The sequence below is a fragment of the Aureibaculum algae genome (assembly GCF_006065315.1).
In the GTDB taxonomy this organism is placed as follows: domain Bacteria; phylum Bacteroidota; class Bacteroidia; order Flavobacteriales; family Flavobacteriaceae; genus Aureibaculum; species Aureibaculum algae.
Map to the genome: position 1 here is coordinate 1740147 of NZ_CP040749.1, position 18342 is coordinate 1758488.

An 18342-nucleotide genomic window follows, 5' to 3' on the forward strand; every position below is an offset into this window, starting at 1 on the left:
AAATACATTATTTTTTATTCAACTTACTGAATTTCGTATGTGAATTCATCTACTTCTGATAATCTGAAATAGCCTAATGGATAATTTTCTTTATTTGTTGTATTTATACAGTTACCTCTAACGGTAGCTGGTTGCGTTTCAAAAGGCCCTCCACCACCATCACTAGTCTGTTGTAAAAGTATAAACATAAATTCATAATATCGTTCAGAAGTACCATAAGACCTTATTTTTATTTCATTACCAACTTCTAAATCCTCATCAGAAAAGTAGGCAAATATCTCATTACCATTGACAAATTCGTCTTTAAAAACTTCTAAGGTAGGTAATGTGGGTATGTCATTCGAAAATTCAAGAAGATAGTAATTGTCTTCATTTTCAGGATCCTGTGTATAGGCTTTAATTTCATAGTCTTCAGCTAAAAAACCACCAGTTTGACTTTGCTCAACACGTGTTATTGGACTAACAGATTTTAGTGTTTCTGAGGCAATATAGGTTTCGCTATTATATACTATTGTTAATTGGTATGTTTCATCAATAACAGGACTAAATGTATTATTTGTATAATAGCCAGAATCACCTTCCTCAGTAAATACAAATTCAGTATTTTGTGAATTGGTTATTTTAACTTCAGCATTATTGGCAGGAGGAATAATAGTATCAAAATAGGGAGCAGAAAGGCTTAATTTTATTAATTGTGAACTACCCGAAGTTCCTTTGAGCCAATTGATTGAGGCGTCAATAATCAGTCTTGGTTCTGATTGAGGTAAATCTACATCAATAACATCTTCACAAGATATAAAAGCAATCAACACAATAAAAAATAATATTTTTTTCATAATCTTCTTAAAATCTAAAATTATAAGATATAGAAGGAACTATACCGAAAATGGATAATCGTGTGGCTTCGTTAACCCCAGTTTCATTATTAGTACTAAAATTTATAGAAGCTGCATTTTTTCTATTATAAATATTATAAAGACCAAAAACCCATTCGCTTTGCCACCCTTTGTTCTTATTTGGTTTTGGGACGTAATTCGCTGATATATCTAAGCGATGATACGATGGTAATCTATATTCATTTCTAGCCGTAAAACTTGGAATAGTAACACCATTATATTGATATTGCGAATTAGGGAAAGTAGTAGGTTGCCCCGTTTGAAATAAAAAATTAGAGCTAAACGTCCATTTTTTATTCAACTCATAACTTCCAGTTAAAGAGATATCATGGGTTTTGTCATATCCGGTTTTATACCAATTGCCATTATTAATACCAATTTCTGAAACTGTTCTTCCTGGAGTTTTTTGTTCCGATCGAGATAAGGTGTAAGCCAACCAGCCTTTAAATTTACCCTGATTTTTCCTCAATAAAAATTCTAAACCATAAGCTCTAGCTTCACCATTAAGTATTACTTGCTCAATAGCATTGTTCGCAATTAAATCTGCTCCATCAACATAATCAATTCTGTTTTTAATATCCTTAAAGAAACTTTCTACTTCAACTGAATATTTATCATCATTAATACTTTTAAAGTATCCAATAGCGTATTGATTTAGCAATTGAGGTTTTATATATTTTCCGCTAGGAGCCCAAACATCTAATGGTGTGGGGGAGCTGGTATTAGAAAGCAAATGCAAATACTGACTCATTTTGTTATAACTCAACTTTATGGATGATACATCATTTAGTTGATACGCTAATGAGAATCGAGGTTCTAAATTACCAAAAGATTTTATGGTTTTACTTCTTTTTAGTGATTGCGTTCCAATGGGGTCCGCTTTCTCATAAATTTGAAGGGCTTCGTTGAAAATAATAGGATTATCATTTTCATAAATATTTAATTCGTCTTGTCCTAGGCGTATAAACGAACTATATCTTAATCCATATGATAAGGCTAACTTATCAGTAAGCTGATGTTCAGCATCAATATATAGAGCATTTTCAAAAGCATACTTGTCTATTAATTTAAAACGATTAATACCTGAAGTTGGCGTTGAAGGTTCAATTTCACCAGGATTAAATTTATAATATATACTATTTAAACCGTATTCTAATTTAAATGTATTACTCAAATAGTGTTTAAAATCATACTTAACATTAAAATTTTGGATACCTGAATTCCAATTAAATTCTACTAAATTTAGTTTTAACCCATAATAGTAATCCGAATAAATCAATGAAACATTAGAGAATAATTTATCCGAAAATAGATGATTCCACCTAAAGTTTACAACGGTATTTCCGTAAGTATTTTGAAAACTATCAGAAATACTAAAAACATCTCGACCAAAATAACCAGATAAATAAATATTATTATTGGGATTTAATTTATAACTCAATTTAGTGTTCAAATCATAAAAATAAGCCACATTGTCAAGATCAAAAAGAGGTAAAAATAAATGAGCATACGAACCTCTACCTCCAAGTAAAAAAGAGCCTTTGTCCTTTTTTAATGGGCCTTCTAGCATTAACCTACTTGAAACAATGCCTATACCGCCATTAGCATGAAATGTTTTACTATTCCCTTCTTTTTGATAGATATCTAAAACGGAAGAGACTCTACCACCATATCTAGCAGGTATGCCTCCTTTATATAGTTTTAGGTCTTTAATAGCATCGGGATTAAAAACAGAGAAGAAACCAAATAAATGTGATGAGTTATATATCGTTGCTTCATCTAATAAAATTAAATTTTGATCTGCAGCCCCACCACGGACATTGAACCCAGATGATCCTTCCCCAGCATTAGTTACTCCAGGTAATAAGGTAATAGATTTTATAACATCAACTTCACCTAGTACCACAGGCATCTGTTTTATGGTGGCAGAAGTTAATGCATTAACACTCATTTGCGGTTTTCTGATATTGAGTTTTTCTACATTTTCTTTGATGATAACTTCATCTAATGCTTCTGTAGTTTCTTCTAAACTAAAGTTTTTAGAAATATCATTTTCTAAGATGATACTCGTTTGAATATCTTTAAAACCTATATAGCTTATAAGTACATTATACGTTCCTTTTGGTAATGTTATAGAGTAGAACCCATATTCATTTGTAGTAGTACCCGTTTGTAATTCGGGAAAAACAATTGAAACTCCGATAAGTGTTTCGTTACTAGAGTTTTCTGAAATCGTTCCACTCAGTGTGAATTTTTCTTGAGAAAAAACGTGTGTACCGTAAAATAAAAGCAATAGGAGTGAAGTTAGTTTTAGTTTGCCCAAATTATCAAATTTTAAGGTAAAAATATTAAAAAAAGCCGCTTTCGAGCGGCTTTTAACTTTTATTTAATATTTTAAATAAATTATTAGGTAAAATTTTATTGACCAAATAGTTAAACGATATAGTCCTTCTGTTTAAAGTTGACTTAAGATATCATTAAATATTTTATCTGGTCTCATAGCTTCAGTTATCAAAGATTCTTTTGGAGCGTAATACCCATCTATGTTTACAGGTACTCCTTGTATTTCGTTTAAATGATTTATAATTTCACTCTCATTAGACTTTAAATCTTCTGCAACAGGCTTAAAATGATGCTGTAATTCAGTGTCTTTAGTTTGAGAAGCAAGAGCTTCTGCCCAATATAAGGTTAAGTAAAATTGACTACCTCGGTTATCTAGTTCACCTACTTTACGCGAAGGGTTTTTACTAGTTTCCAATAACTTATCAGTAGCATCATCTAATGTTTCTGCCAATATTTTAGCTTTTTCATTATTATTTACGTTACCGTAATAATCTAAGGATACTGCTAATGCTAAGAATTCGCCTAAAGAATCCCATCTTAAATGGTTCTCTTCTAAAAATTGTTGCACGTGTTTTGGAGCAGAACCACCTGCACCCGTTTCAAATAAACCACCACCATTCATTAAAGGAACAATAGATAGCATTTTTGCACTTGTACCTACTTCTAAAATAGGAAATAGGTCCGTTAAATAATCACGGAGCACGTTACCACTTACTGAAATAGTATCCTCTCCATTTTTTAATCTTTTTAGCGTATATAATGTAGCTTCTTCTGGTGAAAGAATTTTAATTTCTAGTCCTGAGGTATCGTGGTTCGGTAAATATTGATTTACTTTTTTAATTAATTCAGCATCATGAGCTCTATTTTTATCCAACCAAAATACAGTGGGTATTTGAGTTGCTTTTGCTCTATCAACGGCAAGTTTAATCCAGTTTTGGATTGGAGCATCTTTAGCTTGACACATACGCCAAATATCACCCTGTTCTACATTGTGTTCTAATAAAACGTTACCGTTTGTATCTATAACTTGAACTTTACCGTCACTTTTTATTTCAAAAGTTTTGTCATGAGAACCATATTCTTCAGCTTTTTGAGCCATTAGGCCTACGTTTGGTACTGTACCCATAGTCGTTGGGTCAAATGCACCATTTTCTTTACAGAAGTTTATTGTAGCTTCATAAATACCTGCATATGAACTATCAGGAATTACAGCTTTCGTATCTTGTTGTTTGCCATCAGCATTCCACATCTGTCCTGAAGTTCTGATCATTGCAGGCATTGATGCATCAATAATCACGTCACTAGGAACATTTAAGTTTGTAATACCTTTATCAGAATTGACCATTGCTAAAGCAGGTCCGTTTTTTAAATCAGTTTCAATATCAGCCTCAATTTCTTTTCGTGTAGCTTCTGGTAATTCATCTAATTGAGATAGTAAATTTCCAAATCCATTATTAACATCCACTCCAATTTTATCTAGAACAGCCGCATGTTTCTCAAAAACATTTTTAAAGAAAACGCGAACAGCATGACCAAAAATAATAGGATCAGAGACTTTCATCATAGTAGCCTTCATGTGTAAAGAAAATAACACACCTTTTTCTTTAGCATCTATAACCTGTTCTTCTAAAAATTCAATCAATGCCTTTTTACTCATTACAGTAGCGTCAATAATTTCACCTTTTAATAGATCTAAATTTTCTTTTAGAGCGGTTGTTTTACCTTGATTGTCTGTATGTATTATTTTTATTGAGGTTGCCTCTGGAAGTGTAACTGATTTTTCATTATGGAAAAAATCACCATGAGACATCGTGGCAACATGTGTTTTAGAACTAGAAGACCAAGCTCCCATTGAATGTGGATTTCTTTTGGCGTAATTCTTAACTGCTTTTGGAGCTCTTCTGTCAGAGTTTCCTTCGCGTAATACTGGGTTTACAGCACTACCCTTAATTTTTTCATATCGACTTTTGATACTCTTTTCTTCATCGTTTTGCGGCTCATCCGGATAGTTGGGTAGGGCATAACCCTTAGATTGTAATTCTTCAATTGCTGCCTTTAATTGTGGGATAGAAGCACTTACATTTGGTAATTTAATAATGTTCGCTTCAGGTTTATTAACTAATATTGCTAATTCAGCCAATGCATCAACAACTTTTTGATCTTCTCTTAAAAAATCTGAAAAAGCTGCCAAAATTCTTGCAGCTAAAGAGATGTCTTTGGGTTCAATTGTAATACCGGAAGATTTAGTAAATGCTTGTACTATTGGTAAAAAAGAAGCCGTTGCTAATGCAGGAGCTTCGTCTGTTTTTGTATAAATAATAGGTGCTGATTTTGACATGTACTCTTTTATATTAATTAATTTTTTTTATTTAGCGAAAGCAAATCTACACATAAAAGCATAAAATTCTATAAGATTTAAGAATTTGTTAGCATTTTACTTCAATTTCTTTAAATGCAAAAAGCACCTTAAATAAAAAGGTGCTTTTAGTTGATGCTCTTTTATTAATATTATCTATCGTGTGCTAAACACCATGTTAACATAAAGTTTAAGAACAATACATCTTGAATCTAAAACTCATAGTATTTTCAAAATAAAAACAAAAAGGGGTAAATTATTATTTTGAATTTAGATTCAAGTAGATAAAAGTACACTTAAAAGCCTTTAATTGTGTGAATTGTGTAATGTAATTTGTTAACTTGATATGAACAACAGTTATAAACAAATGTTAATAACGAACGTATAAGATTTTTTTAACTACCAATTATTAATGATCTCCAGCACCATCAAAATTAATTTCAGAGATACACAAATCGTCATATTTTTTTCCAGGATAGATTTCCATGATTTTAAGATCGAAAGTTAGATTGGTGTCCGCTAAAAATTTTTGAGCATCAATAGTAAATATTTGAACATTTCTTACATCTTCAAGTTCAAGGTATGCATACTGTTTACCATTTATACTTAAGGCTAACTTTTTTGCTCTACTATTATTTTCCCAAGTAGATTCTGATTTTTGATATCCGTTATAAATTTGTATTTGATGAATTGATAAGGTTTTTGTTCTGCCAAAAACAAAAGTTATACGCTCACCAATACCTTTGTTTTTATTTGTAGCCCAAGTATTGGACAAGTCAAAATCATGGATATTCCAGGCTTTATAGGTATCAGATTTGTCAAGCGTACTGCTGGCGATAACATTATTTATTAATGCAGCACAATACCAGCTGCAACCAGGAGTATCCGTTGAATTGGGAGGCGTATCCATTTCATGCAATTCTAAATATACTGCATCTGATTTCGATATTCCTTCAGATCCCATTTTTTCATAATCATTTTGGATTCGATTTAATTTGGTTTGAATCTTCTGATAAGCTTTTATACCGCTTTCAGAAATATCATGACTTTTACCTAGTTTGGGTGTAATTATTTTTTCAGTAGTAAAATTAGTATTTTGAGCTATTGTAAAAGAGCTAAAACAGGTTATGGTCAAAATGATTAAAAATGATTTTATAGGATGTGTCATGTAGTAGTATGATTTTAGTAAGGTTAGAAGTAACATATAACGTATAAAACGGTCATGGATTACTTATTGTCAATTATTCAGTAAAAATAATCAAGTAGCAGTAAAAGATGTCCCCTGTAAAGAAGTGAATTAGAACTACTGAATGTAAGGGGTTAAAATAGGGAGCTTCAGGTGACTTTTTATAAACAACAGAAATAGCTGTTATCAAAGGATAAGACTTTTATAAAAAACTAAAGCCATAACAGAAATAAATTTCAATTATGGCTATTAGCTGAAATAGTTAACTCAAGTTTATGATGACTTGCGAATCATAAGTACTATTATTAAATAGTATACTCAGTTAAAGATTTCATTAAAATACATTTACAATCAGTAAGATGTTACAATCTAAATTGTATCATTATGTCTGTAGTTGTATTTTAAGTTGTTTTAACAACAGTAACAGTTCCAATTATTCATGCTAAACACTTGGTAAAGGTTTTGTTATTAAAAACAATAAAAAGAACGTTCTTTTCAGATTTTTAGTAAACTAGTTTGAGCTATTGTTTGGTACGAATACAAAACGTAATATCTAAATCAGATGTTTACTTTAAAATCTTATTTCAAAGATAACTAAGTAAGACGGAATTAAAAATAATGTAGCCTTCTAGTTATTAATAAGTTATGAGTAGTGTTTATTAACATTTGTTAAAAACTTAAGCTCATAGAAAAACCCCATTTCTTTAGAAGAAATGGGGTTTGATATATTGAACACTAATTGTTTAGCGTTGTACTTCTTTAATTCTAGCTTTTTTACCAGTAAGTTTTCTAAAGTAGAAAATTCTAGCTCTTCTTACGGCACCTTTTTTGTTTATTTCAATTTTTTGAATTGCAGGTAAGTTAATAGGGAATATTCTTTCAACACCTACAGTACCAGACATTTTTCTAATTGTAAAAGTTTCAGATAAACCTGAACCTCTACGTTGAATAACTACACCTTTAAAAAATTGCGTACGTTTTTTTTCACCTTCCTTAATTTCATAATACACAGTAATTGTGTCTCCGGCAGCAAACTCAGGAATTTCATTTTTTGCTACAAATTCGTTTTGTACAAATTTTACTAAATCTTCCATTTTTTATATTTTGAGAAAATTTCAAAGATCAACATTCACGATTTTCGTCAGAGGTTGATTTTGAGTGTGCAAATATAATAAATTATTTTTGAAGTGAGTGGTGAAATGTTAAAATTATTTTTCACTCTTTTTTAATAAATCAGGCCGTATGTTTTTTGTCCTTTCTATGGCTTTTTCTGTTCGCCATTCTTCAATTTTAGGAAAATTACCTGATAGTAATATTGCCGGTACTTTTAATCCATTATACTCTGACGGTCTTGTGTAAACTGGAGGAGCCAACAGCCCATCCTGAAATGAATCACTTAAAGCAGAGGTTTCATCACCTAAAACTCCGGGTATTAAACGGATAATACTATCTGATAAAACAGCAGCGGCTAGCTCGCCACCACTGAGTACATAATCGCCAATTGAAATTTCTTTAGTAACTAATAAGTCGCGTACACGATGGTCTATACCCTTATAATGGCCACATAGAATAATAATATTCTCTTTTAAAGATAGCGTATTTGCCATTTGTTGATTGAGCATTTCGGCATCTGGCGTCATATAAATCACTTCATCATAATTCCGCTCTAATTTTAACTTTGAGATGCATTTATCAATGGGTTCAATCATCATCACCATACCAGATTCTCCTCCATAAGGTGAATCATCTATTTTTCCATATTTATTAACTGCATAATCTCTTAAATTATGAAAATGAATTTCCACCAATTCTTTATCAATGGCTCTTTTGATTATTGAATGCTCAAAAGGACTTTTAATAAGATCAGGTGAAACAGTAATTATATCTATTCTCATATTGTTTTAGGTGCATTTTATAATGACTTTCGTTTGTTAATGATAAAAAAACAAACGAAAGTCAATTAGAACTAATAAAGCTCTTTATAGTATTGTGTTGCCATACGTTTACTTCCAAATTCAGGGAGTACATCATCAATGCCATTAAATACAATTTCTTGCCATTTTTTTGGAGAATCATAGTAGGTAGGTAAAACTTTATTTTCTAAAATATCATAAAGGCTTTCGCTATCCAATCTATCTTGATCCCAAGAAGGTAAATTATGATCTACTTCAGGAAAAACAAAACAGTTTTTGCCATCTTTTACAAATTCTGGTATCCACCCGTCATTAGTAGATACATTTACAGATCCATTCATTGCAGCAGTCATTCCACTGGTGCCAGAAGCTTCTCTCGTTATTCTTGGCGTATTTAACCAAATATTTGAACCTTCTTTTAGTTTTTTTGATAATTCAATTTCATAACCAGTAAGTACGGTAATATTTTTTCTAGGTTTTGAGTAGTTCACTAAATAATTAAAACTATCAATAGCTCCATAATCAAATGGATAAGGTTTACCTGCCCAAATAATTTGTACCGGATATTTTTCATTTGATATGAGTCTTTCAAAACGCTCAATATCAAAAAGTAATAAGTCAGCTCTTTTATAGCCTGCAAAACGACGTGCCCATATTATTGTTAAAATAGTTGGATCAAATTGTTTACCTGTTTGCATATAAACTTCGGAAAATAAATCTGATTTTAATTCCGTTTTTCTTTTGGTAAATGCCTTCGCATTTTTAGTTTTAGCGGCCTTCTTTATTTTGTCATCTTGCCAAAATTTTTGATTTTGAGCATTGGTTATTGGAATAATTTTACTCACACCTTTAAAGTCTTTCCACATATCTTGAGAAACCTTAGCATGCAATTTAGAAACCGCGTTTGATTTTTTTGCCATTCTTAAGGCTGACACAGTATAATTGATCATTCCTCCATTAACAGCTTCTTTTGATAGCTCATCATTAGATAGGTTTCTTCCAAAAAATCCACAACGGTTTAAAAAACGAGCTTCACGTTCCTCGTTTCCTGCTTTTTCTGGAGTGTGCGTAGTAAAAACCATTTGGCTCTTTTTTACACCTTGATCTCTTAAATAATAAAAAGCGGGTAAACCGTGGCCTTCATTCAAATGATAAACATCTGCTCCACCTAAGGCTTCAACAATTTTTGCACCAGCAAGACCCAAAACGATACTTTGTGATACACGTGTTACTTCATTAGAATCATAAAGATGATTGGTAATGGTTCTAGATAAATGGTCATTACCTTGAACGTCTGTGGTTAGTAAATAAATTGGAACAGTGCCAAAGATCTCTGGTTTTAGTACCATTGCTCTGACTTTTACTGAAGGATTGTCATGTAGTTTTATTTCTACTTCTAAGCCTGAATCTTCTAAGAAATCAAAGTGCTTTTCAGTGAAATCGGCTTTCATGGTTTGATCTTCATTCCTGTTTTGATCATAATAGCCATATTTCCATAACATACCAATACCAATCTGGTTTTGTTTTAATTCAAAAGCTGAACGCATATGTGAACCAGCTAAAAATCCTAAACCACCTGAATATATGTTTAAGGCTTGGTCAATCCCAAATTCCATACTAAAATAGGCAACTTTTTTACTGAATTTTTTTGCTGGGGTGTAGGGATGATACCACTGATTGTATTTCGAAGACATAATTATTTTAATTTATTTTTGAAGCTACAAAAATAATACAATTTATGACCGAAATTATGTATTTCGAATAAGTTTTTATTGAGAATATGATAGTTTAACAGTCAAGAAACCTAATCTTAATAGTAGCTTATTTTTCAATAACAATTTTCTTGTTTATTATAGTATTCTCAAGTTGTATGGTTAATAAGTATATTCCGCCCGAAATAGTGGAAACATCAATAGTGCTATTTGTTAGGTTTTGCGTTTTAATTTTTTGCCCTTTCATATTAAAAAAGGAGACGTTCTTAATTTTTTGCCCACTATCATTATTGATGGTAATTTGATCCTTAACGGGATTAGGATATATGTTTATTGAATTTTCTAAGATATTATCAGACACGGCTAATGCTGAGTTATAGATGGGTAGTTCTACTACATAGCAATCTATCGATTTGCCATCATCAGAGCCACTCCAGTCGGATCCAAAAAGCACTCTAGTGCCGGTAGGACTTAAGACAGCATGTGGTTCACCCCAATAATCAAATTGATCTTCGTCAGCTCTATGGTGACCAATTCTATATACTTTAATATCATTTTTATCCGCTTTGGCAATGACCAGCTCTTGATCCAATAGTGTTTGTCCATTTTGTCCACCATCTTTATAGCCAACTAAAGAGGCTGCTACCCATCCGGGTTGTGTGTTTTTATGAGCAAGTGCAGATATATGAGTACCTGACTGTGTGTAATTATAACCTTGCGATTCGCTGATAATTGAAAAGCATTCTCCGCTTGCCATGTCATGAGCCACAATGTCTCCAGTACAACCACCTTGTGATGTTGGGTCAAAAGCAACGGCGAAATAAGCATCGTTCCCATTCGCTAATTTTCCCATACATGAATGTTCACCTTTTAATTCATTTAATGTGGTTTGTATATTTCCAGCCAAATTGTAAGATATTTTATCATGATAGAAGTAATTGCCAGATGGTGTTGGCATAGGGGCAAGGTAATTTATAGTGGTGATATTAAAAGAGGTTGTAATTCCTGTTGAAATTTTATAATAAAAAGCACCGCTATTATCGCACCTAAAACTAATAATGTCAGAGTCCCAAGACATCATTTGTACGTCATTGCCTAGACGTATATTACCATTGCAGCCTGATGCTGTATCTAAATTGACTAAAATTTCTTTAGAGTTGGTGTCTACATTGTATTTGATAAAATCATCGGACGTAGCTTCTAAATAATAAAAGTATTTGGGATTGTTAAAGTCCCAAAATAGTTGTTCTATATCATCTGGTTTAACATCCAATGTTTTAATAAATTGATAAGTTGTTCCGTTTAAAAGTAGATGACCTTTACCAACTTGATAAACAATCATATAAGTTTCATCTGCATTCCAAGCTTGTATAGTGCTATACATTGGTTTTATAATTTCGCCGTTAGCTGCATTGGTAATCCGTCTAATCGTGGTTCCAAAGGAAGGGTCGGTAATGGTTTGAAGATAACCAGGTTTGGTAATATCCTGCATTGGTCTGTTGGTTAAATCATTTGCAACAAGGCCATAGCCTAAATCTTGCGAATATGTAAAAATTGTAAAAGAAAAGGTCAATAAAAAAGCAATACAACTCCTCATAATGTTAGCGTTAAAAATTTTCAATTAATTTTTCACGATTAAGTAGGGGGTGAATTCAATCAAAATAATCGTAATATCTTTTAAAAGAAAAACACATAGAAGGGGAATGTGTTTAGCGTTTAAGAGCTAAAGATATTTAACGAATCTAAAGGAAATCTGAATTTAGAGAGTAGGTATTATTTTTTGACAGGTAACGGAATTACCGTGTCGTTTCCGGAAATAATATTTGCTATTACTCTTGTTTCTGGGTATTGTTCTAATATGATTTTTATGAATACTGTTATAGGAATAGACATAATCATTCCTGGAACACCCCAGATAAAGCCCCAAAACATTAGCATTACCAATACAGTGATAATATTTATAGAGAATGATTTTCCCATAAAAATTGGTTCTAAAATGCTACCAAATAAAACTTGTACTCCTGTAATTGTTAAGACAAAAAATAATAAAATACTATTAGGGTCTAATTCTACAAAAGCAAATATAGCTAATAGAATCACAGTTATAAAAGAGCCTATCATTTGAACAAAGTTTATGACAAAGGCAAATAGTCCCCAGAAAATAGGAAAACTAACATCAAAAAAGTAACATGCTAATCCAGTGAAAATTCCCGTTCCTAAACTTACTAAAAATTTAACTTTAATAAATTTTATTAAGTCTTTTTCAATTTTCATAAAAGTCTTTACAGAAGTATGCTTTTGTCTAAGGATGGTATTGTTCATTAGTTTTTGAACATTAATAGACTCAGCAAGCCATAAAACAACGAAAAATGCAGTCATCAACGTCATTGTTAATGTATTGCCAATATAACTAATGGTTGAGCCGAAATTGTCTTTATTTAGAAAGTGGTTTAAAAAGTTGGTATCTGTACCTTGTTCAACTCCAAAAAAATCTTGGTAAGAATTTAAAATAGCGACTAATTTTAGTTGGGCTTTTTCGATAAATGCTTCATTCGTCGCAATTATTTCTCTACTAGATAATTGTATCAGTTCGGCTATAATCTTTAATCCACCAATAATAATAAGGATAACTATAGAGATGCTTATGGCTTTAGCTATTCCTTTTTTCTGTAACCAACGCAACAATGGTAAAAATAATAATGCAATAAACATAGAGAATACCAATGGTATAAAAATAAACGAAAGTATATTTAGTAAATAGAATACTACTGGTACCACTAAAATTAGCAATAATGTATTTGTTGTTTTAAGATTATTCATTAATGTCGCAAAATTTAATTTGCAAAGTTAATTAAAGATTTGATTTGTTAGTTGCTTTTAACATTCTTTTGTTTCCGTAGATATCTTCTCGTATTTCAATCCTATTAAATCCCTTTTGTTCTAACAATGTAGCGGTTTCAGAAGCCAAATATTGATTGATCTCAAAATAAATCAATCCATTTTCTGTTAAGTTCTCTTTGGCAAATTCTGCTATTTTATTATAAAACAAAAGAGGGTTGTCGTTATCTACAAATAGAGCTAAATGAGGTTCGTTCTGTAATACATTGTTTTGCATTTCTTGTTTTTCCATTTCACGAACATATGGGGGATTACTTACAATAATATCATACTTTTTAAATACGGTAGTGTTAAATTTAATAGGAAAGTTTAAAATGTCTTGTTCAATGAAATGAATAGCAACATCATTTGCTATTGCATTCTCTTTAGCTGTAATCAAAGCGTTTTTGGATACATCTAAAGCACTTACCTCACTGTTAGGGCATTTTTTAGCGAGGCTAATGGCAATACAGCCGCTACCAGTTCCAATGTCTAGTATTGATGTTTGGCTGCTGCCTGAATCTTTTTGATTTGAAATATCAGAAATTCTATCTGAACAAATCCAATGAACTAATTCTTCAGTTTCAGGTCTGGGGATCAATACGTTTTCATTAACTTTAAAGGTGAAGCCGCAAAATTCTGTGCTCCCTAAGAGGTGTTGAATTGGCTTTTCTTGTTTTAAAAGTGCTATAGAATTTTTAAACTCACTTAAATGCTGAGTAGATAGTTTAATAGTGGGCTCCAAAAACACTTCCTTTTTTTGTAAGTGCAACAAACCTTCAATTAATAAATAATAAAAAGACAATATTTCCTCTTTAGGATAAGTATCCGTTAATTCATCTATAAAAAGAGATTTTAATTGTAATAAATTCATTTATAAAGTTTTTAACATCCAAACACTACATGAGCTGTGTCCAGTATCGCCTAAAGAAGTTTCTAATGCGGTGAAACCATTCTTTTTGTATAGGTGAATTGCCGCCTCCATTCTCGGGTCGGTTTCTATGTAACATGCACTAAATCCGAAATTTTTCGCTTCTTGTAAGCATTTTTTTATAAGAACGCTACCTATACCTTTTCCTCTGGCAATAGGGCTGAAGTACATTTTTTGAAGTTCGCAAACGCCTTCAGTATTATTTTTTAAAGCTTTGATTCCAGCACCGCCAACAATTTTATTTTCGTTTTCTAAAACAAAATAAACTTCGTTATTTTGTTGATATGACGCATGCATTTTTGTGGTTTCTATATCTTCATAAGCAGTACCATTAGTAGGTAAGCCAAATTCTAATATAGTTTCTTTAATTATCTGCTCTATTTCTTGATTATCTTTCGGTTCTATTTTTCGAATAATCATATCTTTTTAAATCTGTATTTTTGCGATGTGAAGATACATGAAAAATACATAAAACGCTGTTTAGAATTGGCAAAAAACGGATTGGGTTTAACAAGACCTAATCCCATGGTGGGTTGTGTTATTATATGCGATGATGTTATTATTGGAGAAGGTTTTACCAGCCCATATGGAGGGAATCACGCAGAAGTAAACGCGATTAATTCAGTGGTAAACAAAAGTAAGTTGCAAAAATCAACGCTTTATGTGAGTTTAGAGCCTTGTAATCATTTTGGAAAAACACCTCCTTGTTCTGATTTGATTGTTAAGCATAAATTGCAAAAAGTTGTTGTGGGATGTGTAGATCCTTTTGAGGCAGTTGCAGGAAAAGGAATTGAAAAATTAAGAAAGTCGGGTTGTGAGGTTATTGTTGGTGTTTTAGAAAACGAATGTATAGCATTAAACCGTCGCTTTTTTACTTTTCATAATAAAAGAAGACCTTTTATTATATTAAAATGGGCAGAAACATCAGATGGCTTTATCGCTCCAGCTAAAAGAGTTGTAAAAAATGAACCGGTATGGATTACCAACCGATACTCACGTCAATTGGTGCATAAATGGAGAGCTGAAGAGCCGTCTATTTTAGTGGGGACGAATACTGTGTTGCAAGACAATCCTAAATTGGATGTCCGAGATTGGGCGGGACAAAACCCATTAAGATTGGTATTGGATAGAACATTGCGAATTCCAGATAGTTGTCATGTGTTAGATGGGGTCAATAAGACTATAGTGTTTAACGAAGTTAAAAACAGGGAAGAGGAATCTTTGGTTTATTGTAAAATTGATTTTTCAGAAAATGTTCCTCAGCAGATTTGTGATTATTTATATCAAAATGAAATTCAATCAGTCCTTGTAGAAGGAGGTGCTAAAACGTTACAATCTTTTATAGATGCCAATTTATGGGATGAAGCGAGGGTTTTTGTTGGAAATTCAACTTTTTATGAGGGAGTAAAAGCTCCTTATATTAAAGGAGTTGAAATTTCAAAAAAAGAAATTAAGTCTGATGCACTAAAAATTTTGGTTCCAAAGGTTTTGTAAGTAAATTTGAGTAAAAATTAAAATAATAAATATCGATACCTATAAAACCATATTGAAACCTTCAGAAGAAGTAATATTTAAAGATAGAGGTAGTAAGTTTTTAGGCTATGCCTATCCATTAATCAATGAGGAAAATGTAAAGCAACTTGTTGATAGCCTTAAAAGTCAACACCATAAGGCAAGGCATTGGTGTTATGCATGGCAAATTGGTGTAGAAGATGTGCATTATCGTGTAAATGATGATGGTGAGCCTAATAATTCTGCAGGCCAACCTATTTATGGACAAATACTGTCCAAAGACGTGACCAATGTTTTGGTGGTAGTAGTTCGTTATTTTGGAGGTACTAAATTGGGGGTTGGAGGTTTAGTCAATGCCTATAAAACAGCGGCACAACTTGCGTTGGAATCATCGAAAATAGTGATTAAGACTATAAATACGCAGTTTCAATTATCTTTTGAATACGCTCAAATGAACGTTGTAATGAGAATTATTAAAGAAACATCTGCAGATATAATAGAACAAATAATGGAAATGAAGTGCGAATTTGTAATTGCAATAAGAAAAAGTGAAGCTGAAAAGTTGCAATTAGCGTTAGAAGAATCGAGACATATCAATTGGAAAATTATTTAATTAAAAATACGGATTAATTTTTTCTAATATGTATTCTGGAGCTTTTGTTGGTCTGTTACGTTTTATGTCAATAAAAACTAAAGTTGTGGTTGCTTTTGTTAATAACTCATCCGCTTCATTGTAAAGTTCATAGGCAAAATCAATTTTAAATCCAGGTAGTTTTGTCAATGTGGTTTTAAGGGTAAGTAAGTCGTCGTATTTGGCAGGTTTTAAATAGTTAATATTCATATTGATAACGGGCAGCATAACACCAAATTCTTCCATCTTTTTATAGGACAAACCTAGGTTACGAAGCCATTCAACTCTACCCATTTCAAAGTATTGGGCGTAATTACCGTAGTAGACATATTTCATTTGATCGGTCTCTCCGTAACGTACTCTAATATTTATTTCATGGTTCAACATAAATTTGCTATATTTGAAGACGAGTGTAATAAAAAAAAAGTTGAAAAACAAGTATAAAAAAATTTTTTATAATAAAATTTATTCACATTTTTGTAGCTCGTAATAAGAGAGAGTATAACCCCAATTTTTGGCTCTTTTTTTAACTAACAAAACTAAATAATTAGAATGAGTAAAACTGCTACTTCAGTTTGGAATAATTGTTTGTCTTTTATTAAAGATAACATTAAGCCCCAAGCATACAAAACATGGTTTGAACCAATTTTACCCGTAAAAATAGCTGGAGAAGCGTTAACTATTCAAGTTCCGAGTAAGTTCTTCTACGAATGGTTAGAAGAGCATTACATTAAATTGTTGAGAGTTGCTTTGGTAAGGGAGTTAGGTGACGATGCTAAATTAGTGTATGATGTTAGGATGGAAAATGCTTATAGTAGTAAAAATCCGCATACCGTAAAAATACCAAGCTCTAATAGAAAACCATTTAATAGTCAGGGAATTACTGTACCGTTAGAAATTGATAAAAGAGAGTTAAGAAACCCTTTTATTATACCAGGTATTCAGAAAGTTAAAATAGAATCTCAACTTAACCCAAATTATAATTTCGATAGTTTTATAGAAGGAGATTCAAACCGTTTAGCAAGATCTGCGAGTATGGCAGTTGCTAACAAACCAGGTGGCACTTCATTTAATCCTTTATTGATCTATGGGGGTGTTGGTTTAGGTAAAACGCATTTGTCTCACGCTATTGGTGTTGATATTAAAGATAAATACCCAGAAAAAACAGTATTGTATATCTCTGCTGAAAAATTCACACAACAATATATAGATTCTGTAAAAGGAAACACGCGTAACGATTTTATTCATTTTTATCAGATGATAGATGTTTTAATTGTTGATGATGTGCAATTTTTGTCTGGTAAATCAGGTACGCAAGATGTCTTTTTCCATATTTTTAATCATTTACATCAAAACGGTAAACAGGTAATTTTGACATCTGACAAGGCTCCTGTTGATATGCAAGATATAGAACAACGTTTGTTGTCACGTTTTAAATGGGGGTTGTCAGCTGAATTAATGGCACCTGATTATGAAACAAGAATTTTAATATTACAGAAAAAACTATTTAGAGACGGCGTAGAGATGCCTGATGAGATAGTTGAGTATATTGCTAAGAATATAAAATCGAACGTTAGGGAGTTAGAAGGAGTGCTTATTTCTATGATTGCCCAAGCTTCTTTTAATAGAAAGGAATTTACGTTAGCTCTTACTAAACAGATAGTTGACAAGTTTGTAAAAAACACTAAACGTGAAGTTTCTATTGATTATATTCAGAAAGTTGTTTCTAAATATTTTGAAATGGACGTAACTACACTGCAATCTAAAACGCGTAAGCGTCATATTGTACAAGCTCGTCAATTAGCTATGTATTTTGCAAAACGTATGACTAAAGCTTCATTAGCTAGTATTGGTTCTCAAATAGGAAGTAGAGATCATGCTACGGTGTTGCATGCTTGTAAAACTGTAGATAACCTTACTGAGACTGATAAGCAATTTAAAAAATACGTTGAAGATATAACTAAAAAGTTATCATTTTAATACCA

The 18342-nt window shown here is 31.8% G+C and carries 15 protein-coding genes; 3 read left to right on the top strand and 12 right to left on the bottom strand.

Annotated elements, in window-relative coordinates; genetic code table 11:
• Positions 1–23 precede the first annotated feature (23 nt).
• From FF125_RS07135 to FF125_RS07185, 11 genes are all read right to left on the bottom strand, one after another.
• A complete protein-coding gene (locus FF125_RS07135) occupies positions 24–836 on the bottom strand; it encodes a DUF4249 domain-containing protein (protein WP_138949114.1) in 813 nt (270 codons plus the stop codon).
• Positions 837–843: 7 nt separating this feature from the next.
• Entirely contained in the window at positions 844–3219 is a 2376-nt protein-coding gene (locus tag FF125_RS07140; protein WP_138949115.1) for a TonB-dependent receptor, read from the bottom strand.
• A gap of 132 nt (positions 3220–3351) precedes the next feature.
• Positions 3352–5577, bottom strand: coding sequence for an NADP-dependent isocitrate dehydrogenase (locus FF125_RS07145; RefSeq protein WP_138949116.1), 2226 nt, complete (start codon positions 5575–5577; stop codon positions 3352–3354).
• A gap of 427 nt (positions 5578–6004) precedes the next feature.
• Complete coding sequence (locus FF125_RS07150; RefSeq protein WP_138949117.1) at positions 6005–6763, bottom strand: NADase-type glycan-binding domain-containing protein; 759 nt, start codon at positions 6761–6763, stop codon at positions 6005–6007.
• Positions 6764–7524: 761 nt separating this feature from the next.
• Positions 7525–7875, bottom strand: a complete 351-nt coding sequence (gene rplS, locus FF125_RS07155; RefSeq protein ID WP_117884002.1) for a 50S ribosomal protein L19 — start codon at positions 7873–7875, stop codon at positions 7525–7527.
• 114 nt (positions 7876–7989) lie between these two features.
• Positions 7990–8676: a tRNA (guanosine(37)-N1)-methyltransferase TrmD gene (trmD, locus tag FF125_RS07160; protein ID WP_138949118.1), complete on the bottom strand. Its 687-nt coding sequence runs from the start codon at positions 8674–8676 to the stop codon at positions 7990–7992.
• Positions 8677–8747: 71 nt separating this feature from the next.
• Entirely contained in the window at positions 8748–10388 is a 1641-nt protein-coding gene (gene glgP, locus FF125_RS07165; RefSeq protein ID WP_138949119.1) for an alpha-glucan family phosphorylase, read from the bottom strand.
• 127 nt (positions 10389–10515) lie between these two features.
• Complete coding sequence (locus FF125_RS07170; protein ID WP_138949120.1) at positions 10516–12003, bottom strand: T9SS type A sorting domain-containing protein; 1488 nt, start codon at positions 12001–12003, stop codon at positions 10516–10518.
• 176 nt (positions 12004–12179) lie between these two features.
• On the bottom strand, positions 12180–13226 hold the full coding sequence (locus FF125_RS07175) for an AI-2E family transporter (RefSeq protein ID WP_138949121.1): 1047 nt from the start codon (positions 13224–13226) through the stop codon (positions 12180–12182).
• A gap of 31 nt (positions 13227–13257) precedes the next feature.
• Positions 13258–14157: a peptide chain release factor N(5)-glutamine methyltransferase gene (gene prmC, locus FF125_RS07180; RefSeq protein WP_138949122.1), complete on the bottom strand. Its 900-nt coding sequence runs from the start codon at positions 14155–14157 to the stop codon at positions 13258–13260.
• The gene (locus FF125_RS07185; protein WP_138949123.1) at positions 14158–14634 is read right to left on the bottom strand and encodes a GNAT family N-acetyltransferase; all 477 of its coding nucleotides are present in this window, start codon (positions 14632–14634) and stop codon (positions 14158–14160) included.
• A gap of 27 nt (positions 14635–14661) precedes the next feature.
• Between FF125_RS07185 and ribD the strand changes: the two genes are divergently transcribed.
• Together ribD and FF125_RS07195 are read left to right on the top strand one after the other, a co-directional pair.
• Complete coding sequence (ribD, locus tag FF125_RS07190) at positions 14662–15708, top strand: bifunctional diaminohydroxyphosphoribosylaminopyrimidine deaminase/5-amino-6-(5-phosphoribosylamino)uracil reductase RibD (protein ID WP_138949124.1); 1047 nt, start codon at positions 14662–14664, stop codon at positions 15706–15708.
• Between the two features lie 52 nt (positions 15709–15760).
• Positions 15761–16339, top strand: coding sequence for an IMPACT family protein (locus tag FF125_RS07195; RefSeq protein WP_250629702.1), 579 nt, complete (start codon positions 15761–15763; stop codon positions 16337–16339).
• On the opposite strand, the gene FF125_RS07200 is transcribed toward FF125_RS07195, so the two are convergent.
• On the bottom strand, positions 16340–16744 hold the full coding sequence (locus FF125_RS07200; RefSeq protein ID WP_138949126.1) for an acyl-CoA thioesterase: 405 nt from the start codon (positions 16742–16744) through the stop codon (positions 16340–16342).
• A gap of 165 nt (positions 16745–16909) precedes the next feature.
• Here FF125_RS07200 and dnaA point away from each other — a divergent pair, with 165 nt between their 5' ends.
• Positions 16910–18337, top strand: coding sequence for a chromosomal replication initiator protein DnaA (dnaA, locus tag FF125_RS07205; protein ID WP_117884012.1), 1428 nt, complete (start codon positions 16910–16912; stop codon positions 18335–18337).
• Positions 18338–18342 lie beyond the last annotated feature (5 nt).